Genomic DNA, 22,161 nt, shown 5'->3' with positions numbered 1-22,161 from the left:
TAATAAAGGTATATTTAAATTGATTAAACTATTTAGTAGAGATATAAAAAAATCACTATACTTAAAAAAAACAAGTAAGCTTAAATTAATAATAATAGAAGATATTAAAGCTAACTTAGATTTAAAAGTTCCTCTGTATTTATCAATTATTAGAGCATGTACATAGTCAACTATACAAGAAAACAACATTATAAAAATATATACAGGTTCTCCCCATGCATAAAATATCAAACTAAAAACCAAAAGTACTAAATTTTTTATTTTGTTAGGAGATATAAAATAAAAAAATAAAACTAATGGTAAAAAATAAAATAAAAATGTTATACTGCTAAAAACCAAATTAATAAACCTCCTAAAGTTTATATAAAAAGAGCTGTCACAATTTATTTTGAGACAGCTTTTATATTTTTATTTTTCTATTACTTTTAATATTTTAGATTCTACATCTGTTGCATTATTAGTAGCTATAAAGTAAACATAATTCCCTTTATTTTTTAATATTGAATTAGCTGCAGCAGTTATATTATTTTCCCCACCATAACCATCTGCAAACATTTTAAATGAATCACCATTTTTATATTCATCAATAGCACTTTTAATCTTTTCAACATTGTCAGTCTTAACCACAAAAACATCTTGAAGATTGACATTCATCATAGACTGTAATACAAAGCCCTCTTGTATATTATCTTTTACAGATTCAAATATATAGAAGTCTTTTGCATCTACATCAGCTACTGGTTGAACAGGTAAAGTGGCTTCATTATTTATAGCATCTTTTATATCATTTACAGGGACATCTTTAACTTCAGCTTTAGATGAACATCCAACTAAGCCTAAAGAAAAAATAAGTGTAAATAGTGCTAAAAATTTTTTCATGAAAACCTCCCAAATTTATCCATATTAAATATAGTCTACTATATGTAATAGTTAAAATCAATTAATTTAATATTAAAATTATTGGTAGATATTACCATTTAAATTTAAAATATACACAATTAAATGTAAAAGTAAGGAACATTAAATTTAATATATAAGGAGTAATTTTTAGAAAAATTGTAAATAATTCCAATAGAGAGGTGAAGCATATGAGAATACCAAAACATGTTGGGATAATACCAGATGGTAATAGAAGATGGGCACAAGATAAAGGAATGGGAAAAGATAAAGGATATGAAAATGGATTAGATCCTGGTATTGAAAGTTATAGACAGTTAAGAGATTTAGGAGTTGAAGAAGTAACCTTTTATGGATTTACTACAGATAACACAAGAAGACCTAGTTATCAGACAGAGTCATTTACTAAAGCGTGTATTGAGGCAGCTAATAGGCTTTTAGATGAAGGAGCATCTTTATTAGTAATAGGAAATTCCGACTCTAAAATGTTTCCCAAAGAACTTTTACCATATACTACAAGAACTAAAGAAAAGCCAGGTCAGATAAGAGCTAATTTATTAGTTAATTATGGTTGGTATTGGGATTTAAATACACTAGCTAATGCAAAAGGAGTAAATAAAAATAATATACATAACAATATACAATCTAATGATGTATCTAGGTTAGATTTAATTATTAGATGGGGTGGTAGAAGACGTTTAAGTGGATTTTTGCCAGTACAATCTATATATGCAGATTTTTATGTAGTAGATGATTATTGGCCTGACTTTAACAAAAATCATATAAATGAAGCATTAGCTTGGTATGATCAACAAGATATAACCCTTGGAGGATAAAATCATCAATTAAATAAGGACATTAAGTTGCAATTTAACCTTCTTAAATGTTAAAATACATTAGAGAAATTCAAAATGATTTCAGGAAGGGATAGCAATGTCAAAAAGAAGGAATATAAGAAAGCAAAGTGTGAGAAAAACTAAAACAAGAAGAATCAACAAGAAAAAGCTAATCTTTGTAATTTGTATATTCATAGCACTAATATTTGGGATAAGTAAAGTTGCTGCATCTACTTCTAAACTTATAGGGAATATAAAAGAAGCTAAATCACAAGAAATACAAAAACAAAAGGAAATAGAGGAAAATAAGCAATTTGATTTAGAGTCAGAATCTAGTACACCTCTAGAAGCAAAACATACTGTGGTAATAGACCCAGGTCACGGTGGAGATGACACAGGAAATGTTGGAATTAAGTCACCAGGAGACAATGAAGCAGTATATGAAAAAGATCTAGCTCTAGACATATCAAAGAAGGTAGCTGCTGTTTTATCAAATCAAAATGATATACAAGTAATACTAACAAGAACTGATGATAAAACTTTAAATACTTCAGATAGAGCAATACTTGCAAATTCTCAAAATGCAGATGCATTTATATCTATACAAATGAATGCAGAAACAGGTGGTAATACTGCAAATGGGGTAGAAACTTATTATAGACAAGATGCAGACCCTAGCGATAAATCTAAGCAATTAGCAGAAACTATACAAAACACTATGAAAGCATATGTAACTATGAAAGATAGAGGCGTAAAGCAACAGCATATACAAGTATTACAACAAACATATATGCCATCAGTAGTAGTGGAATGTGGATTTATAAGTAATAAAGAAGAGAGAGATAAACTTTTAGATAATACTTATCAAAATAGATTATCAGAGGGAATTGCTCAAGGAATACTATCATTTTTAGATAAAAATAGTAAAAAGTAGTTAACTATTAGTTAGCTACTTTTTTATTATAAGATACTATAATTAAGTTTCATAGCTATTTAGATAGGTATATGTCGATTTAGGTTGATTTGAGTTTAAAATTAATTTACAATATTATAGTAATGAATTAAAAAAATAGGGGAAAGTAGATGAAAATAAGAGGGAATTATAAAAGGTATATTTGTAGTAATATTATATTGTTTATATTGATTGCTTTACTAATTGGATTTTCTTGGATATTGCACTCAGAAAAAGGTATAGAAAACAGTATTAAAAAAGAATTGGCAATAGAAAAATTAGACGAAGCCGTTAGAGATAATAATCATATATTCTCTTTAAAAATAAATGATGTAGATGGAAATTATATAAAATATAGTTACTTAGATAAAAGTAATATTATAAAAATAGGAATAATAAGAATAATTATTTTTTTAATAATAATTTACATAATTATAATCATAAATAAGAAAATAAAAACATTTTTAGGTAAAAAATCTTATAAGAAAATGCATGAGTTCGTAAGATATAATGAAATTTTAATTGAAGGTAAAAAATATTTATCAGATAATAAAAATGAAAATCTAATAGCTATAAATTTTGATATAGATAAATTTAAAATAATAAATGATGTATATGGATATAAAGCCGGCGATGAAGTATTAAACTCCATTGCTATTAACATAGATAAATACTTCAAAGATAGAGGAATCTACGGTCGAATTACAGGAGATATATTTATAATAATTACTAAGATAAAATCAAAAGAAGATATAAAGGATATATTAGAACTAATAAAAACTAAAATTATAAATGTAAATCTTAAAGATTTTAATATAAGTGTAAATGTCTCTATTGGGTTATGTGAAGTAGAACAAGGTGAAGATGATATAGAAAAAATTATAAGTAATGCAGATATGGCTAGAATTAAATCTAAGGAGATAAATAATATAAGTCATGTAATCTTTGATGAAAAGTTAAAACAAGAAAAGAAAAAGTTGATAGAGTTAGAAAGGGATTTATTTAAATCTATAGATAATAATCAACTTAGATTATATTATCAGCCAAAGTTTAATATACACACAAAAGATATAGTAGGGGCAGAAGCTCTAATAAGATGGGAACACCCAACAAGAGGTATGATAAGTCCGATGGTATTTATACCTTTAGCAGAAAAAACTAGATTTATAAATAAAATAGGTCGTTGGGTATTAGAAGAAGCTTGTAAAATTATAAAGAAACAAGAAAATGAAGGATTAGATGTAGTTCCAATAGCAATAAATTTATCTAGGGTAGAGTTATACCAAAAGGATTTAGTAGATTTTATTGAAGAAATGTTAAAAAAATATAAAATAAATCCAAATTTAATAGAGATAGAAGTAACAGAAACTACAGCTTTAAAGGATTTAAAGTTTATAAACAAGAAATTAAGTGATATAAAGTCTTTAGGTATAAAGATAGCTATGGATGACTTTGGTACTGGAAATTCAAACTTAAGTGGCCTTAAAGATATATGTATAGATGTTTTAAAATTAGATAAATCACTTTTAAATGATATAGAAAAAGATTTAAAAACTCAAGTTATGGTAAAGTCTATATTAAATTTATCAAAGGATTTAGAATTAATGACTATATGCGAAGGTGTAGAAAATACAAGTCAAGTAGAGATATTAAAAAATATAAATGCAGAGGTCGTGCAAGGCTATGTATATTCAAAGCCATTAGAAGAAGAAAAGTTTAATAGGTTGATTAAAGATAAATCATTATATAAAGATAAATAGGATGGTACCATCCTATTTATTTTTGCATAATTTACATTAAAGTAAATTTTAATGGGGGAAAATATGAACAAATCTACTTTTAATATGCTTACATTTGATGGTGGTGGTCTTAGGGGATCTTTAAGTATAAGACTATTTGACAAAATACAAAAAGAGTACCCAAATATATTAAAAGAAACTAATTTATTAGGGGGAACTTCAACAGGTAGCTTAATAGCTCTAGGTCTTTCTTATGGATTAAGTTGTGAAAGTATAAAAAAACTATATTCATTAGAATATGCTAAATATATATTTAAAAATCCTCAACAAGAAATATTTAGACCAAAATATAATAATGATAATTTAAAAAAAGTACTACTTAGTATATTTCCAGAGGATTTAAGATTGAAGGACTTAAAAAAACTCGTTGTAATTCCTACTTTTTATATAGGGGATGACAATAATTCTTGGAGAGCTATATATTACAACAATCTACCAAATTCAGAAACAGAAAATGCAAGAGTTGTAGATGTTGCTATGTCAAGCTGTGCAGCTTTAATTTTTTTCCCAACCTATAAAAATCATATAGATGGTGGGATAATGGCAAATAATCCAAGTTTAGCTTGTTTGATATATGCAATGTCAAAAGAGATTGGTAAAAGTATAAACGATATGAGGATACTATCAATAGGTACAGGATATAAATTTGATAAAATAATAGAAGATACTAGTGAATGGGGAGCACTAGATTGGATATTAAGCAATGAACCTGATTTTCCAATAATATCTGTAGTACTAGAAAGTAGTTTAAGTACTAGCAACGAGTTTTGCAAAAAGCTATTAGAAGATAATTATTTTAGAGTAAACCCTAAGACAGATATAGATATAGGCATGGATAATTATAATGCTCTAGATTATTTAAATAAAGTTTCTAAAGATTACGATGTAAAAGATATTATTAACTGGCTAAACACAAAATGGAAGTAAATAAATTATATGTGCTACAATAAAAAGGGGGATATTAAAATTTGGAGGGGAAGATGGAAAAACACACTAAGGGGGATAATTTTGTAGTATCTAAAAACTATGAAAATAGCTTAGATACATTAAAAAAACAAGAAAAGGGAATTTACTATACACCAAGAGAAATAGTAGATTATATACTTGAAAATACATTAAAAAAACATGATATAATAGATAACCCGTGTCCAAAGGTATTAGATATATCTTGTGGATGCGGTAATTTTTTGTTAAAAGCTTATGATGTACTATATGAATTAATAGAAAATAACATAGAAAAATTAAATGAACTATATGGAGATAAATTTATATTGGAAAATATTCATAGTCATATATTAAGTAATTGTATATATGGATACGATATAGATAAAGATGCAATAGATATACTAATAGAGTCTCTAAATAAAAAGAGCGATAGCATATTGGTTAAAAATTTAAATATATACTGTACTGATAGCTTAAAGCATAACTTTAATGAAAAATTTGATTACATAATAGGCAATCCTCCATATATAGGTCATAAAAAGTTAGATAAAGAATATAAAAAATTCCTACTTAAAGAATATAAAAATACATATAGAGATAAATCTGATTTATATTTTTGTTTTTATGAAAAGTGCATAAATTTACTAGAAAAAGGTGGAGTATGTAGCTTAATAACTCCTAGGTACTTTATAGAAAGCCCGTCAGGAAAACACTTAAGAAAATATATATCAAAAAATACATACATAAAAGAAATTATAGATTTTTTAGGAGTTTCTGTATTTAAAAATATAGGAATTTGTAGTTGTATACTAACTTTAGTTAAAGATTTAAATAAAAATAGCAAAATAGATATATTAAAACCAGTAAATGAAAATATGCAAATAGAAGATTTAAGATATCTACTAAAAAATAATAAATTCGAAAAATTTTACATAGACCAAGAAAACCTAGATGAAAATTGGATTATATTAAATGAAAATGATAAAAAACTATATAATAAAATACAAAATAATTGTAATTATATTCTAGAAGATATAGTTACAAGCTTTCAAGGGATAATCACAGGATGTGACAAAGCTTTTGTACTAGATATAAAAGATGAAAAAATAAACAAGGTAGATAAGAAATTATTAAGAAACTGGATAAAAAATAAAAATATAAATAAATACACAATTTCAAGTAGCAACTATAAACTAATATATTCAGATGATATAAAAGACGAAAATGATTATAAGTTAGAAATAGGGGAAATAATAGGAAAATATAAAGATAAACTATGCAAAAGAAGAGAATGTGTAAACAACACAAGAAAGTGGTATAAACTTCAATGGGGAAGAGATAAAAATTTATTTGAACAAATAAAAATAATGTATCCTTATAAATCTTCTCAAAATAAATTTGCAATAGATTACAATAATAGTTTTTGTAGTGCAGATGTATACTCATTTTTTATAAAAGAAGAATATAAAAAGGAGTTTTCAGAAGAGTATATAGTTGGCATATTAAACTCAAATATATATGATAGATATTATAAAATAAATGCTAAAAAGATAAGTAAAAATATTTATGATTATTATCCAAATAAAGTAATGAAAATAAAAATATTTAAAGATGATAATTATCATAAAATAGAAAATTTATCAAAATTAATAATACATAATATAAATAACAATAAGGAAATAGATAGCTTACAACTAGAAATAGATAATCTTATAAAAGACTCATTAGACATAAAATCACTAATGTAGTTTGAAATTCATATAGTGTATAAAACTTAATTTTAAGGAGGGGACTATATGATAAAAGCTAATATAGATGAGACGAGGCAAATTGTTCATATAGAAGTTAGTGGGTATATAAGTAGCCGTGAAGCTAAAGATTTTTTAAATAATTATAAACAAATGACAAGAGAATTAAGGGGAAGTAAATATAGCTTAGTTGTTGAGCCATATATATTTGAATGTGAAGAAGATGATGATATAAAAAAAATATGTATGTCGTTTTTTAAGAGTGGTTATAAGAGAATATATTTAATAGATTCAAATAATTATATAATGGATAAAGTAAGTTTATCTAAAATAGAAGAGCGAATGTTTAACAAGCATGTAAAGACAATAGGTTCAATAAGTGAAGTAAGATAAAATATTTGAAAGATATATACTTTTCTATTATTTTTATGATAAAATGTAATTACTAAAAGTATATATCTTTCTTTATAAAATAGGTGATATAATGAAGGGTTTAATTTTAGAAGGTGGAGGTACCAAAGGTGCCTACCAAATAGGAGCTTACAAAGCTTTAATAGACTTAGGTATTGAATTTAATGGTGTAGCAGGTACATCAATAGGAGCTTTAAATGGAGCCTATATACTTCAAAATGACATAGAAGTAATGGAGGAAATTTGGTTGAAATACGACTATACTCATTTTATGAATATAGACGAAGAAACATATGAAAAATATAAAAATGTAGATTTTACAACCAAAAGTTTTAATACTGTAATTGAGCTTATGAATAAAGCTAGAAAAAATGAAGGTATTGATATAAGTCCACTTAAAAAACTACTCCAAGATACCTTAAACGAAGATGCAATTAGAAACTCTAAACGTGACTTTGGATTAGTTACAGTTACTTGGGATAAAAAAATAAATCCTCATCCTATGTACTTAGAACAAATACCAAAAGGTAGATTAGTAGATTACTTAATAGCAAGTGCAAGTTTACCTATATTTAAATTAGATAAAATAGATGATAAGCTTTATTTAGATGGTATGTTTTTTGATAATATGCCAATAAGCCTTTTAGTAGATAAAGGATATGAAGATTTAGTTGTAATAAGATTATTAGATGACTTTTTGGGTAAGAAAAATTTAAACAAGCATCAAGATATAAATATAAAAACAATAATACCATCAGAGTATTTAGGAGGCTCTTTAAATAAAGACAAGGATAGTGTAAAGAGAAATATAGATTTAGGATATTTAGACACTATGAAAGCCTACAATAGATATGAAGGTATTAAATACTATTTTAATGCAGATTATAAGTATGATGAAGAATATTGTTTTTATAAATTAAAACATATAGATAAAGAAACTATAGAAAACCTTTGTACAGTACTAGGTATAAAAAGAGAGGCAAGTACTAGATGCCTATTAGAAAGTGTTATACCTAGAGTTGGGGAGCTACTTAATTTAGAAAAAGAATTCTCATATCAAGATTTATTTTATGCTATATATGAAAAGAAACTTGAAGAAAATAATATAAGCAGAGTAAAATTATATGATTTTAATAAATTAGTAGAAACTGTTAATAAAAATATAACAGATAATAATAGCCATAAATTAAATGCAGAAACATTAGCTATAATTTCTTTACAAAAAAATAAATTGGCAAAAATAATTACCAATTATTTCTTGAAAGATTTTAAAACACAAGGTTAGTTAAATTTTCTCAGGGTGGGACATAAAAAGTACCATTGGACAAAATCGTTCCATTGTTGTAAAATAATAAAGTACCATTAAAGAGAATTTTTAATAAATATACTATTAATTAAAAAACTAAAAAGTCTTTATTAAAAATTTTAGTAGGTAGGCTTTTAGGGCATATAAAATAATTATATGCATAACAAATAATTATTAAGGATTATAGCAAAAATTAGCTATAAACAATATTTAAAGAAGAAATTTATTGGAGGTTTCACAATGGAAAAATTAGTAACTATAACAAATGCAAGTGGATTACACGCTAGACCAGCAGGAATGTTTGTAAAGAAAGCTGCTGAGTTCAAATCTACAGTAGAAGTTAACGCTAAAGGAAAGACAGTTAACGCTAAGTCAATAATGGGTATAATGAGTTTAGGATTAGCTCAAGGAGACGAGTTAACAATCGTTGCTAATGGTGAAGATCAAGAAGCTGCAGTAAATGCATTAGCTGAATTAATAGAAAGTGGATTTGGGGAGTAGTTAAATAAACCTCGGGAACTTGCCGAGGTTTTCTTTGGTATAGAAAATAAATAATATATAAATTTCAAAATGCATCGTTAGGAGGATTACCTATGTATAAAGGAACAGGAGCATCTCCTGGAATCGCTCTAGGAAAAGCACTAATAGTAGAACATAGTGAATTAGTTATAGAAAAAAAGTCGATAGATAATGTAGAAGAGGAAGTACTAAAGTTACAAAAGGCTGTAGAAATTTCAAAAGAGGAATTAACTAAGGTCAAGGAAAAGGCTTTTGAGGAATTAGGGGAGCATGAAGCCCAAATATTTGAATCTCATTTATTAGTTTTAGAAGATCCAGAATTAGTAGATTCTGCAGCTAATAAAATAAGAGATGAAAAAGTAAATGCTGATTTTGCATTAAATGAAATAAAAGAAATGTTTGTAGCTATGTTTGAATCTATGGACAATGAGTACATGAGAGAAAGAGCAGCAGACATAAAAGACGTTACAAATAGAGTACTTAGACATATATTAGGTGTAAAAGTAGTTGATTTAGCAGGTCTTGAAGAAGAAGTTATATTAATAGCTCACGATTTAACACCTTCAGATACTGCCACTATGAACAAAAAAATGGTATTAGGTTTTTTAACAGATATTGGAGGAAGAACTTCTCATACTGCTATAATGGCTAGAACATTAGAAATAGCAGCAGTTGTAGGACTTAATGATGCAACACAAACTATAAAAGATGGAGATTTTGTAGTATTTAATGGAGATACTGGTGAAGTTATAGTTAATCCAGATGAAGAAACTATAGAAAAATATACTAAACTTAAAAAAGAATTTGAAGATTATAAAAGAGAGTTACAACAATTAAAAGGAAAAGCATCTATAACTTTAGATGAAAGACATGTAGAGCTTGCTGGAAATATAGGAAGCCCTAAGGATGTTGAAGGTCTTATAAATAACGATGCTGAAGGTGTTGGACTATACAGAACAGAGTTCTTATATATGGACAAGGAAGATGCTTTCCCAACTGAAGAAGAGCAATACGAAGCTTATAAAGCAGTTTTAGAAGGAATGGATAATAAGCCTATAGTTATAAGAACATTAGATATAGGTGGAGATAAAGAACTTCCATACTTTAAAATGGATGAAGAAATGAATCCATTCTTAGGATATAGAGCTATAAGAATATGTTTAGATAAAACTGAAATATTTAAGACTCAATTAAGAGCATTATATAGAGCAAGTGTACACGGAAGATTAAGAATAATGTTCCCTATGATATCTTCATTAGGAGAATTATTATCAGCTAAAGAAATTATAAAAGAAGTACTAGCTGAATTAGATAAAGAAGGTATAGCTTATTCTAAAGATGTAGAAGTAGGTATGATGATAGAAATACCATCAGCTGCTGTTATATCTGATATATTAGCTAAGCATGTAGACTTCTTCTCAATAGGAACTAATGACCTTATACAATACACTTGTGCAGTAGATAGAATGAACCAAAAGATAAGTCACTTATACAACCAATTCAACCCAGCTGTACTTAGACTTATAAAAATGGTTATAGATAATGCACACAAAGAAGGAAAATGGGTTGGAATGTGCGGAGAATCTGCAGGAGATAAAAGAATGATACCAATACTTTTAGGTATGGGACTTGATGAATTCTCAATGAGTCCAATATCAATACTTCCTGCTAGAAAATTCATAACTTCAGTTAAATATGAAGATATGAAAAAATTTGCTGATGAAGTATTATCATTATCAACAGCAGAAGAAATAAAAAATCATGTAGATAAGACTTTTAATTTCTAATTTTAATATTAAAGCTAAAATTTAAAGGATATCTCAATTTAAGAGATATCCTTTTACATGTGAAAATAAAATGGATATACAAATGGTAGCTGTTCCTATAGTTTTAATTTGCTTTGCTATAATCATAGGTATTTTAGGATTAGTATTATACGCACTTATATTACTTATAAAATTATTAAAAATATATATAAAGAAAAATTCTTAAGCAACTCATATATGGGTTGTTTTTATTTACTTTAAAATTAATTACTAGAAAGAGGAATAAGTAATAAAATAATGTAAAAACTAAACTAAGAAAAAAGACAGCTTAGGAGGCAAATAATATGATGGAAATATTAATGGGTACTGGATTACTTTTAGTAGTCCTTGCACTATTTACTCTATTTAGCTACAAAGCACCATATGGTATGAAAGCCATGGGAGCATTAGCTAGTGCTGCTTGCGCAAGTTTCTTAGTTGAAGCATTCCACTTCTCATTTTTTGGAGAAGTATTAGGATTTAAGTTTTTAGAAAGTGTAGGATCTGCAAATGGTTCTATGGGAGGAGTAGCAGCTGCAATACTTGTTCCTCTAGCTTTAGGAGTATCACCAGTATATTCTGTACTTGTAGGTTTATCTGTATCAGGATTTGGTATACTTCCAGGGTTTATAGCAGGTTACTTAACATCTTTTGTGGTTAGATTCTTTGAGAAAAAAGTACCAGCAGGACTTGATTTAATAGTAATCATAGTTATAGGAGCACCACTTTGTAGAGCTATAGCTATGGGAATGGACCCTATAGTAAATAATACTTTACTTCAAATAGGTCAAGTTTTAATAAAGGCAGCAGATACATCACCAATAATAATGGGTATTATACTTGGTGGACTTATAACAGTTGTTGCAACAGCACCACTTAGTTCTATGGCACTTACATCTATAATAGGTCTTACAGGACTTCCAATGGCCATAGGTGCATTAGCAGTATTTGGTTCTTCATTTATGAATTTTATTTTCTTCTCAAAGATGAAATTTGGTTCTAAAAAAGATACAATATCAGTAGCAATAGAGCCACTTACACAGTCAGATATAATATCTGCAAATCCAATACCAGTATATACGACAAACTTTATAGGAGGGGCAATGTCTGGTGTTATAGTAGCTTTAATGCAACTAGTAAATAATACTCCAGGTACAGCAACACCAATAGCTGGGTTTGCTATAATGTTTGCTTACAATCCACCAATACAAGTTTTAATAGCAGCAGCAGGATGTATAGTAGTGAGTGTTTTAGGTGGATATATAGGATATGCTTTATTCAAAAACTACAAGATAGTAAGAGCTGACAAAATAAGAGGAGATATCATAAATGATAATGATTAAATTAAGTTAATAATAAATTTATTAAATAAAGTATGAAACTTTTTACAATATTATCATAGTATATAATAAGAAATAATTTAAACTTTTGTGTTTATTAGTATATAAATTAGTATAAAAATATTAATTAAAAAAATCATTAATTTACATTTTATATTAGTTTTCTAATTAAATATAAGGTTAAATAAATAATTACTATAAAAATAAAGCTATTATTAATATAATACTTAAAAATAAAAAGTAGTAAAAAAATATATATAAAAAAAAGATTTGACAGAAAATTTATAATAATATATCATTAACAATAACATAACAAAGACTATGAAAGGAAGAGTAGATATAGTACGTAGTCAAAGCGAGTTGGTGGCGGTGAGAGTCCAACACGAAGGCTATATTGAAGAACATCCTGGAGTTGCTAACCGAAACAAAAGTAGGCTTAGACGGAGCCAACCCGTTATCGAATTGGAATGTACTAAGATTATTCTTGCTACATTATTAAGGTGAGCTTATTATTAAGCTAATCAGGGTGGTACCGCGGAAGATATGCCTTTCGTCCCTATATTTTATATATAGTGGATGAAGGGCTTTTTTATATGCCGAATTTCATAGATTTGTATGTAGCCAAGGCCAGGCTATGGATAAAAATAACTAAACTTAAGTATAGTTAATTAAGTTTTAAAGTAAGTATGACGTCATACTCCTTAAATAAAAAAATAAAAGGAGATAATAAAAATGAGTTTAATAATACCAACACAATATAAAACAAAACTAAGTATAATACAAACGCAAGAAGCTATAAAAGATTTAAAGGACTTTTTTGAACATAGATTAGGTGAAGAGCTAAGGTTAACTAGAGTATCATCGCCATTATTTGTATTACCTGAAACTGGTACAAATGATAACTTAAATGGAATAGAAAAGGCTGTAAGCTTTGAGGTACCTGATATAGGTAAAAAGGCAGAAATAGTTCAATCATTAGCTAAATGGAAAAGAATGGCTCTTAAAAAGTATGGATTACCTACAGGAAGAGGAATCTATACAGATATGAATGCTATTAGAAAAGATGAAGAATTAGATAACATACATTCTATATATGTAGACCAATGGGATTGGGAACTTATAATAGATAAAAAACAAAGAAGTAGAGAAACATTAGAAGAAGTGGTTAAAAAGATTTACAAAGTATTTAAAGAAACTGAAGAACATGTACAAAGTATATATCCAGAAATACAAAAAATACTTCCTGAGGAGATAACATTTATAACATCTCAAGAATTATTAGATTTATATCCAGAGTTAACTCCAAAAGAAAGAGAAGATAAAATAGTAAAAGATAAAGGGGCAGTATTTTTAATGCAAATAGGAAAAGTACTTTCAAATGGTGAAAAACATGATGGAAGAAGTCCTGATTATGATGATTGGGAATTAAACGGAGATATATTATTCTATAACCCTGTATTAGGTAGAGCATTAGAATTATCGTCTATGGGAATAAGAGTAGATGAAGAAAGTTTAGATAGACAATTAAGAGAAAGTGGATGCGATGATAGAAGAAGCTTAGATTATCATCAAGCATTACTAAAAGGAGAACTACCATATACTATAGGTGGAGGAATTGGTCAATCTAGAATATGCATGTATTTCTTAAACAAAGCTCATATAGGAGAAGTACAAGTTGGAGTTTGGCCAAAAGAAATGATAGAAGAATGTTACGAAGCTGGAATAAGTTTACTATAGTACAAATTGAGTCTAATATATTTATATAAAATATCATATAAGTTATAATAATGCTAATATATAGATAATAAATATTTTTTATAACTTAGGAGTGATAATATTATGAATATTATAGATAAAATATTAAATTTTTTAAAGGTAACATTAGTAAGATTTAGAAAAGCTAAATTTGGTTTTATGTTTTTTATAAATATATTTAAATTACCAGATTTATTAAAAGAAAGTAGAGTTAGTATAATGAGTAAAGCAAAGGTAATATTTGCATTAATAGTAGGACTACTTTACTTAATATTAGGTATAGATTTTATACCAGAGATTATACTTGGGTTATTTGGTTTTATTGATGATTTATTTATTTTAATATGGAGTTTGGGAATAATAAATGAAGAAATAGAAAAATATAAAGTTATCATCAAAACAGATAAGAATTCAAATATCATAGAAGATGTCAATTTTAATATAAAAGATTAAGAAACGGCTATTATGCCGTTTCTTTTAATTTATACAAAAACTTGTGAAAATAGTATTATATATATTTTTGAATACAAGTTTCGACAAAAAAATATAAATGCAGATGATATAATAAAGTATCATAAGTCGAAAAAATATAAATTAACAAAACATATAGTTAATATATATAAATTAAAATTTTGGCAAAAGTAGGTGATAATCATGAGGAAGTGTAAATACCTAAGTTTCATTTTTATTACTATTTTGATATTGGGAATATATACAAAAGATATATATTCAGAAGGAAAAAGAAATATTTTATTTATTAGTTCAGGAAATCCTAACTTCTTAAACTTTGATGAATATATGAGTGGAATTGTAAGTGGGTTAGGCCATGATATAAATTTACAAACTGAGTATATGAATTCAGAATATAATTATAGCCCAAAGCATGAATTAGAATTTTATGAGTTACTAAGCCATAGACTAAGAAATTATAAAAATTTTGATGGTATTATTGTAGAAAATGATGATGCATTAGAATTTGCTATAAAATATAGAGAAGATTTATTTAAGGATATTCCTATTGTATTCTTTGCAATAGAAAATGAAGAACTTATAAAAAAGGCTTTGTCTTATGATATGGTTTCAGGGGTAAAGGAAGTATCATCAATAGATAAAAATATAGAGCTAATATCTAAATTTCACAAAGGTGTAAAAAATATTTACTTTATGTCTGGATATAAAAGTGAATTAACAAAAGAAGATATATCTTATTATGAAAATAAATATAAAAAAAATAATATTAATTTACATGAGGTAGTTACTCGCAATATAGATGTTAATGATTTTAAGAAAAAGTTAAAAAAACTAGAAAGTAGTGATGCAATTATAACTTTTTATCCAGGGTATTTTGAAAATATTAATTTAGGACATGAAGATACAATTGGGCTTATAAAATCATTAACTAAAGATGTTCCTATATATAGTTCATTTGAACATAGTATAGGGAAAGGTACTATAGGTGGTAAGGTTGTAAGTCCATATAATCAGGCTAAAAAAGCTGGGGAAATAGTAAATTCAATTTTATCTGGGAAAAGTGATAAAAAAATTTATATAGGTGATGACAATGCAAATAAGTATATATTTGATTATGAGGTAATGAAAGAATTTGGTATAAAAAAGCATGATTTACCAGACGGATCTGTAATAGTAAATGATCCAATAGAAATTTATAAAAAACATGAAAATTATATACTAGTAGTAATTTCTATTATTTTAGTTCTAGTAGCTATGGTAATAGCCTTAATATCTTATACTAACTATAAAATGAAATATGAAAAAGAACTTTTAAGATTAATTGATGAAGGCGAGGAATTAAGCAGATTAAAGGCACACTTTACATCTAATATTAGTCATGAACTAAGAACGCCAATTACTGTTATCTCATCAGTAATGCAGCTTTCAAAATCAAAATCTAAAAACAATGAATTCATAATAAGTAATAATAATTATGAAATTATAGAAAGTAATTGTAATAGATTGTTAAGGTTGATAAATAATTTAATTGATATTCAAAAATTTAAATGTGTAGATACAAAACCATATTTACAAAATGTAAATATAGTAGAGTTAATCGAAGATATAACTTTATCTGTAATACCATATACAAAATCTAAAAATTTAGATATTATATTTGATACTACTGACGAGGAAATTATAACAGCTGTTGATATTGATAAAATGGAAAGGGCAATACTTAATTTATTGTCAAATGCAATTAAATTTTCATACAATGGTGGAACTTTAAATGTCAATGTATCAACGTTAGAAGATAATGTTGAGATTGAAATAAAAGATAAAGGAATAGGTATGAATGAGGAAGAGTTAGAGCATATATTTGATATATTTTACCAAATAGATAATACCATGACTAGAAAGAATGAAGGAAGTGGGGTAGGATTATCTATTGTTAAGCTATTTGTAGAAGCACATGGAGGAAAAATTGATATAAAATCAAAATTAAATGAAGGCACAACCTTTAAAATAAAAATACCTATAATTAAAATAAGTGAAAATAGATGTGATAAATATATAATAGAAGATGAATTAAAAGAAAAGGTAAAATTAGAGTTATCAGATATATATATGTAGATATAAAATAAAAATTATTTAAAATTATAAAGAATAAGTGAAAAGAATAAAAAAGATAGTTTCTATTTTATGAAATTATCTTTTTTTATTATAAAAAATTTAAAAGTAAATTTAAAAAAATAATATTGAAATTAACACTATATAGAAAGAAAATTAAGAAAATTTCAATTATAAAGAAAAGCGATTTAATAAAAAAAGTATAAAAAGTTAGAAATAAAATAAAATAAAGAAAAAATCAAAAAAAACAAAAAAATATCTAGGAAAACGTTGACTAGAATAGAAAAATGTTTTATTATAAGTTTACAAGGGGAAAAAAATGACAGGGGGAGAAAGATCGTATGAAAAAAATAGGATTAGTTCCTAAACTTATTATGGGTATCATAGCCGGTATATTAATCGGACAATTCGCACCAGAAGTTATAGTTAAAACTCTGGTAACTGCAAGTAGTTTATTCTCTGCATTCTTAAAATTCGTTATACCATTTATAATAATAGGATTTGTTACAGCAGGTATAGCAGATTTAGCAACAGGTGCAGGAAAATTATTAGGGATAACAACAGGAATAGCATATGGGTCTACAATAGTAGCCGGAACATTAGCATTTGCTGTAGCATCGTTAATATTCCCATCTTTTATAGATGCAAGTGTTGCTTCACAAATAGGTGATCCTGAAGCAGGTATGTTATCACCATTCTTTAGTATACCTTTATCACCAATGGTAGATGTAACTGCTGCAATAGTATTTGCATTTACAATGGGTCTAGGTATATCTGCTCTTAGAAACAATGGTAAAGGGCAAACTTTACATAATATATTCCAAGAGTTCCAAGAAATCGTAACGAAAGTATTATCAACAATAATAATACCTTTATTACCAATATATATAGCAGGAACATTTGCTAATATAACTTTTGCTGGACAAGTTTGGTCTATATTAGGAGTATTCTGGAGAGTTTACTTAATAGTAATACCTCTACATTTAATATACTTAACAATACAATTTACAGCAGCAGGAATAGTTACAGGGAAGAATCCTTTCAAAATGTTAAAAAACCAAATACCTGGTTACTTAACAGCAGTAGGAACTCAATCTTCAGCAGCTACTATACCAGTAAATGTAGAATGTGCTAAAAACAATGGAGTAAGCAAAGAAATAAGAGAATTCTGTGTACCTTTATGTGCAACAATTCACTTATCAGGAAGTATAATATCAGTTACATCATTTGCTGTTGCAGTACTTATGATGAACAATATGGATCATAGCTTTACTACTTTATTCCCATTCATATTAATGTTAGGAATAGCAATGGTTGCAGCACCAGGAGCACCAGGTGGAGCTATAATGAGTGCATTACCTTTCTTACCAATGATAGGTATACCATCAGATGGTGGACTTGCAAGTTTAATGATAGCTTTATACTTAACTCAAGATAGTTTCGGAACAGCTGCAAACGTATCTGGAGATAACGCTATAGCAGCAGTTGTTGATCATATAAACACTAAAATGTCTAAAAAAGCAAATAAAGTTGCTTAAGCAATTAAAAAAAATAGCTACCTCTTATGAGGTAGCCTTTTTTATTTAATAAAACATTTCACTTAAAAATCATAAAATATAAACCTAACAAATTAATATTGTATGAAAAGTCATAAATATTTTTATATTTAAACTAATTATATTATAAAAATAAACCTTATAATTAAAAATTCTTTAATTTACATATTGAAAATATTAAAAATCATCAATTTAAATATTTATTTGTTTAAAACAAGCTAAACTTAGCTTTTGCAATGTTAAACTTAAATTTAAATTTGAAAAATATTAAAAAAACTAAATAAATTATTTGTCTATATTCTTATAATTAAAAATTATGAAATGCTTAACAAAAGAGACATTTGACAGAAGAAGACTACTTTGCTAGACTAAGTCCATTATCAAGGTATAGTCATAACATATTAAATTAATAACAAAGATATGAGAGCCTTATTATAGGTTATTTTTAATAACTTGTAATAGATGAAACTAGCGGATTGTGATTATGAAAGAAGGTAAATCAATTATGAAAAGCAAAAAAGTAAGTATAGCATCGTTATTAGTAGCATTAGGTATCGTATATGGAGATATAGGTACATCACCTTTATATGTTATGAATTCAATATTATCAACTAATAAAGGACAGGTTTCTACGGATTTAGTATTAGGAGGAATATCACTTGTTATTTGGACATTAACACTTCAAACAACTATAAAATATGTAATATTAACTCTTAAAGCGGATAATAACGGAGAAGGTGGAATATTTTCATTATATACTTTAGTAAGAAAAAGAGCTAAATGGGCAATTGTACCAGCGGTTATAGGCGGAGCATCACTTTTAGCAGATGGGATGATAACACCTCCAGTAACTGTTACATCATCTGTTGAAGGGTTACAAATGATATTTCCACTAAGTCTTAATATGATATTAATTATAGTAGTATCAATATTAATATTATTATTTTCTTTTCAAAACTGTGGAACTATGAAGATAGGAAAGCTTTTTGGTCCTATTATGTTTTTATGGTTTTCTATGTTAGCTATACTTGGTATATCTCAAATAATTAATAATCCACAAATAATAAAAGCTATAAATCCTTATTATGGAATAAAATTATTAATTGAAAATCCCAAAAGTACTTATATTTTAGGAGCCGTATTTCTTTGTACAACAGGTGCAGAAGCGTTATATTCTGATCTTGGACATTGTGGAAGAAAAAATATATACTATACATGGTTTTTTGTAAAGGTATGTTTAATACTTAATTACTTAGGACAAGGAGCATGGCTTATGTTAAGAGAAGGAGATGTAGTAATAAATAATCCATTTTTCTCAATAATGCCAAAGTGGTTTATTGTACCAGGGGTCATAATAGCGACAATAGCATCAATTATCGCAAGTCAGGCACTTATTTCTGGGGCATTTTCATTAATATCAGAGGCAATAAAATTAAATCTTTTTCCTAGATTATTAATTAAATATCCAAATGAGGAAAAAGGTCAAATATATATACCAGTAATTAATTTTACATTAGGAATAGGCTGTATATTGTTAGTTTTATACTTTAAAAAATCTGAGAATATGGAAGCTGCATATGGACTTGCTATTACAGTTACTATGCTTATGACAACCATATTATTATCTCAGTATGAAAAATATAACAATAGAAAAGCTACAAGGTCTGTATTAGTTTTAATTGTTTTTGGAATAATCGAATTAAGTTTTTTATATGCAAATTTATCTAAGTTTTTTAGAGGAGGATATATAACTGTATTAATAGGATTTATTATAATGTTTGTTATGTATTCATGGGTATATGGATTAAAGATAAAGGAAAGATACAATCATTTTACCAAGCTATCTAAATATAAAGATAGATTTAAATCTATAATAGAAGATACAACATTGCCCCTATATTCAACACATCTAGTGTATTTAACTCAAACTAGCACTAGGGGGTATATAGAAGATAATATATTATATTCTATATTTAATAAATCACCAAAACGCGCTAAATTCTATTGGTTTGTTAACGTAAGAGTAACTGACGAGCCGTATACTATGAGTTATAAGGTTCATACTATAATACCTAATCAAATATTTAAGATAGAATTTGAACTAGGATTTAAAGTAAATCAAACAGTAAATATATTTTTAAGAGAAGTAATAGAAGAATTAATATCTACAGAAGAATTAAAAATTACACTAAAGGAATATATGATAGATAACAATTTAGAGAAAAATGTTGGAGACTTTAAATTTGTATTGTTAGAAGAAAATTTATCTAATGAAAGTAACCTTTCAAAATGGGATAGTTTTATAATAGGTTTTAAGATACTTATAAAAAAAATAACAGTATCTCCAGCTAAGAGGTTTGGTATAGATACTAGTATTGTTGAAGTTGAGAAAGTTCCTATTATAATAGGAAAAAGGAAAAAGGTAAAATTAACTAGAATAAAATAAAATAAAATAAAAGTTATCTCTTACTTTGAGATAACTTTTATTTTTTTATTAAAATATATTATTTAAAGAATTTATTAAAAGTCTATTATCTTCAGGTTTTAAAATACAAACTCTAAAGAAATACTCGTTAAGTCCATCAAAAGAAGCACAATCTCTTATAATTATTTTATGTGGAATAAGCTTATCTCTTAATTCACTTGCAGTTAATTTTTTTGATTTTATTTCACATAATATAAAATTACCTTGGCTATCATAAACATTTAAATCATCTATATTTCTTAAATTATCAAATAAATAATCTCTTTCTTTAGTCATAACATTAATAGTATTTTCTATGAAGTGTGTATCTTTAAACATAACCTCACCCATTAATGTAGCAAATATATTTATATTCCATAAATCAAGATGAGATGATATACTATCTTTTACACTAGTATTAGATATAAGCCCATATCCTAGTCTAATACCAGGGGTTGAGAAGAACTTAGAAGTACCTCTTATAACAAATATATTATTATAATCATCAACTAAAGATGTTGAAGAAAAAGCTTTAGTATCTGTAAATTCTATGTAAGTTTCATCAATCATAAAGAAAGTATTAGTACTTTCAAGTAAAGTTTTTATCTCAGCTTTTGAGAAAGTAAAACCAGTTGGATTATTAGGGTTACAGATAATAATCAAATTATATTTATTACTATTTATGTGATTTATTAATTTATCAATATCAATCTTAAAGTCATTTTCATGTTTTGAGTAATATTTGTCTATATTACAGTTTATCTTTTTTAATTCTTTTTCATACTCAGAATAAGCAGGTGATAAAAGTAGAGCTTTAGTAGGATTTATAGTTTTTATAAATGAAGAAATAAGCTCTGTTGCACCACTTCCTAATACTATGTTTTCTTTATTACAATGACAATAAGAAGAAATAGAATTTTTTAAATTTGTGTAATCAGGGTCTGGATATATAGAAACCTGATCTATATTTTTAATCACAATGTCTTTAGCAGCATTAGATGCACCTAAAGGATTTATATTAGAACTAAAATCTAGAAATTCTTCTTTTGAAAATCCATATTTTTTCGATAAGTCATATAAATTAGCACCATGGTTTAAACTCAAGTAAAACACCTCCGTAGTTAATAGTTACAATTTAATTATAATATAAAAATCGATTATTAGTAGCTTTTATAAAAATATTAAATAATAATATCTAACCAAAAAATCATATTTAGGAAAAGATGTATAGCAAGAAATTTTAAG

19 protein-coding genes and 1 other annotated feature are annotated in these 22,161 nt (G+C 26.4%); of the genes, 17 read left to right on the top strand and 2 right to left on the bottom strand.

Going from position 1 to position 22,161, the window contains the following annotated elements:
• Positions 1–19: 19 nt before the first annotated feature.
• On the top strand, positions 20–166 hold the full coding sequence (locus FRIFI_RS15425; protein WP_330405529.1) for a hypothetical protein: 147 nt from the start codon (positions 20–22) through the stop codon (positions 164–166).
• A gap of 242 nt (positions 167–408) precedes the next feature.
• Here the strand turns inward: FRIFI_RS15425 and FRIFI_RS11630 are convergent, their stop codons facing one another.
• The gene (locus FRIFI_RS11630; RefSeq protein WP_166505930.1) at positions 409–879 is read right to left on the bottom strand and encodes a DUF4358 domain-containing protein; all 471 of its coding nucleotides are present in this window, start codon (positions 877–879) and stop codon (positions 409–411) included.
• Between the two features lie 209 nt (positions 880–1,088).
• Between FRIFI_RS11630 and FRIFI_RS11625 the strand changes: the two genes are divergently transcribed.
• The 16 genes from FRIFI_RS11625 (at position 1,089) to FRIFI_RS11555 (ending at position 20,898) form a co-directional block, all read left to right on the top strand.
• Positions 1,089–1,733, top strand: a complete 645-nt coding sequence (locus FRIFI_RS11625) for an undecaprenyl diphosphate synthase family protein (RefSeq protein ID WP_092924005.1) — start codon at positions 1,089–1,091, stop codon at positions 1,731–1,733.
• A gap of 97 nt (positions 1,734–1,830) precedes the next feature.
• Entirely contained in the window at positions 1,831–2,667 is an 837-nt protein-coding gene (locus tag FRIFI_RS11620; RefSeq protein WP_092924008.1) for an N-acetylmuramoyl-L-alanine amidase family protein, read from the top strand.
• Between the two features lie 149 nt (positions 2,668–2,816).
• Entirely contained in the window at positions 2,817–4,445 is a 1,629-nt protein-coding gene (locus FRIFI_RS11615; protein WP_166505929.1) for a putative bifunctional diguanylate cyclase/phosphodiesterase, read from the top strand.
• Between the two features lie 63 nt (positions 4,446–4,508).
• On the top strand, positions 4,509–5,411 hold the full coding sequence (locus FRIFI_RS11610) for a patatin-like phospholipase family protein (RefSeq protein ID WP_166505928.1): 903 nt from the start codon (positions 4,509–4,511) through the stop codon (positions 5,409–5,411).
• Positions 5,412–5,452: 41 nt separating this feature from the next.
• Entirely contained in the window at positions 5,453–7,177 is a 1,725-nt protein-coding gene (locus FRIFI_RS11605; protein ID WP_242977254.1) for an Eco57I restriction-modification methylase domain-containing protein, read from the top strand.
• A gap of 48 nt (positions 7,178–7,225) precedes the next feature.
• Positions 7,226–7,570, top strand: a complete 345-nt coding sequence (locus FRIFI_RS11600; protein ID WP_166505927.1) for a hypothetical protein — start codon at positions 7,226–7,228, stop codon at positions 7,568–7,570.
• A 91-nt stretch (positions 7,571–7,661) separates the two neighbouring features.
• Positions 7,662–8,873: a patatin-like phospholipase family protein gene (locus FRIFI_RS11595; RefSeq protein ID WP_092924022.1), complete on the top strand. Its 1,212-nt coding sequence runs from the start codon at positions 7,662–7,664 to the stop codon at positions 8,871–8,873.
• A 261-nt stretch (positions 8,874–9,134) separates the two neighbouring features.
• Positions 9,135–9,395 carry an HPr family phosphocarrier protein gene (locus FRIFI_RS11590; protein ID WP_092924026.1) on the top strand — a complete coding sequence of 87 codons (261 nt, stop codon included), beginning with the start codon at positions 9,135–9,137 and terminating at the stop codon, positions 9,393–9,395.
• Positions 9,396–9,487: 92 nt separating this feature from the next.
• Positions 9,488–11,200 carry a phosphoenolpyruvate--protein phosphotransferase gene (gene ptsP / locus FRIFI_RS11585; RefSeq protein WP_092924029.1) on the top strand — a complete coding sequence of 571 codons (1,713 nt, stop codon included), beginning with the start codon at positions 9,488–9,490 and terminating at the stop codon, positions 11,198–11,200.
• A gap of 70 nt (positions 11,201–11,270) precedes the next feature.
• Complete coding sequence (locus tag FRIFI_RS15285) at positions 11,271–11,405, top strand: hypothetical protein (RefSeq protein ID WP_271892550.1); 135 nt, start codon at positions 11,271–11,273, stop codon at positions 11,403–11,405.
• A 118-nt stretch (positions 11,406–11,523) separates the two neighbouring features.
• Positions 11,524–12,561 (top strand): PTS sugar transporter subunit IIC, encoded by a 1,038-nt coding sequence (locus tag FRIFI_RS11580; RefSeq protein WP_330405528.1) that lies wholly within the window; start codon positions 11,524–11,526, stop codon positions 12,559–12,561.
• Positions 12,562–12,870: 309 nt separating this feature from the next.
• Positions 12,871–13,119: a binding site (T-box leader), on the top strand.
• Between the two features lie 171 nt (positions 13,120–13,290).
• A complete protein-coding gene (gene asnA, locus FRIFI_RS11575; RefSeq protein WP_166505926.1) occupies positions 13,291–14,295 on the top strand; it encodes an aspartate--ammonia ligase in 1,005 nt (334 codons plus the stop codon).
• Between the two features lie 102 nt (positions 14,296–14,397).
• Positions 14,398–14,766 (top strand): YkvA family protein, encoded by a 369-nt coding sequence (locus tag FRIFI_RS11570; protein WP_166505925.1) that lies wholly within the window; start codon positions 14,398–14,400, stop codon positions 14,764–14,766.
• Positions 14,767–15,009: 243 nt separating this feature from the next.
• Entirely contained in the window at positions 15,010–16,899 is a 1,890-nt protein-coding gene (locus FRIFI_RS11565; RefSeq protein ID WP_166505924.1) for a sensor histidine kinase, read from the top strand.
• 338 nt (positions 16,900–17,237) lie between these two features.
• Positions 17,238–18,434, top strand: a complete 1,197-nt coding sequence (locus tag FRIFI_RS11560) for a dicarboxylate/amino acid:cation symporter (protein ID WP_092924044.1) — start codon at positions 17,238–17,240, stop codon at positions 18,432–18,434.
• Positions 18,435–18,936: 502 nt separating this feature from the next.
• Entirely contained in the window at positions 18,937–20,898 is a 1,962-nt protein-coding gene (locus FRIFI_RS11555; protein WP_166505923.1) for a KUP/HAK/KT family potassium transporter, read from the top strand.
• 48 nt (positions 20,899–20,946) lie between these two features.
• Here the strand turns inward: FRIFI_RS11555 and FRIFI_RS11550 are convergent, their stop codons facing one another.
• Positions 20,947–22,020 (bottom strand): pyridoxal phosphate-dependent aminotransferase, encoded by a 1,074-nt coding sequence (locus tag FRIFI_RS11550; RefSeq protein ID WP_166505922.1) that lies wholly within the window; start codon positions 22,018–22,020, stop codon positions 20,947–20,949.
• Positions 22,021–22,161: the final 141 nt, after the last annotated feature.

The organism is Romboutsia hominis (assembly GCF_900002575.1).
Classification (GTDB): domain Bacteria; phylum Bacillota; class Clostridia; order Peptostreptococcales; family Peptostreptococcaceae; genus Romboutsia_C; species Romboutsia_C hominis.
This window is presented reverse-complemented; position numbering and strand designations above follow the sequence as displayed.

What these genes read in the sequence shown, in the direction of transcription:
- FRIFI_RS11630 (WP_166505930.1), bottom strand. Translation starts at nt 879, where the DNA reads ATGAAAAAATTTTTAGCACTATTTACACTTATTTTTTCTTTAGGCTTA.
- FRIFI_RS11625 (WP_092924005.1), top strand. Translation starts at nt 1,089, where the DNA reads ATGAGAATACCAAAACATGTTGGGATAATACCAGATGGTAATAGAAGA.
- FRIFI_RS11620 (WP_092924008.1), top strand. Translation starts at nt 1,831, where the DNA reads ATGTCAAAAAGAAGGAATATAAGAAAGCAAAGTGTGAGAAAAACTAAA.
- FRIFI_RS11615 (WP_166505929.1), top strand. Translation starts at nt 2,817, where the DNA reads ATGAAAATAAGAGGGAATTATAAAAGGTATATTTGTAGTAATATTATA.
- FRIFI_RS11610 (WP_166505928.1), top strand. Translation starts at nt 4,509, where the DNA reads ATGAACAAATCTACTTTTAATATGCTTACATTTGATGGTGGTGGTCTT.
- FRIFI_RS11600 (WP_166505927.1), top strand. Translation starts at nt 7,226, where the DNA reads ATGATAAAAGCTAATATAGATGAGACGAGGCAAATTGTTCATATAGAA.
- FRIFI_RS11595 (WP_092924022.1), top strand. Translation starts at nt 7,662, where the DNA reads ATGAAGGGTTTAATTTTAGAAGGTGGAGGTACCAAAGGTGCCTACCAA.
- FRIFI_RS11590 (WP_092924026.1), top strand. Translation starts at nt 9,135, where the DNA reads ATGGAAAAATTAGTAACTATAACAAATGCAAGTGGATTACACGCTAGA.
- ptsP (WP_092924029.1), top strand. Translation starts at nt 9,488, where the DNA reads ATGTATAAAGGAACAGGAGCATCTCCTGGAATCGCTCTAGGAAAAGCA.
- FRIFI_RS15285 (WP_271892550.1), top strand. Translation starts at nt 11,271, where the DNA reads ATGGATATACAAATGGTAGCTGTTCCTATAGTTTTAATTTGCTTTGCT.
- FRIFI_RS11580 (WP_330405528.1), top strand. Translation starts at nt 11,524, where the DNA reads ATGATGGAAATATTAATGGGTACTGGATTACTTTTAGTAGTCCTTGCA.
- asnA (WP_166505926.1), top strand. Translation starts at nt 13,291, where the DNA reads ATGAGTTTAATAATACCAACACAATATAAAACAAAACTAAGTATAATA.
- FRIFI_RS11570 (WP_166505925.1), top strand. Translation starts at nt 14,398, where the DNA reads ATGAATATTATAGATAAAATATTAAATTTTTTAAAGGTAACATTAGTA.
- FRIFI_RS11560 (WP_092924044.1), top strand. Translation starts at nt 17,238, where the DNA reads ATGAAAAAAATAGGATTAGTTCCTAAACTTATTATGGGTATCATAGCC.
- FRIFI_RS11555 (WP_166505923.1), top strand. Translation starts at nt 18,937, where the DNA reads ATGAAAGAAGGTAAATCAATTATGAAAAGCAAAAAAGTAAGTATAGCA.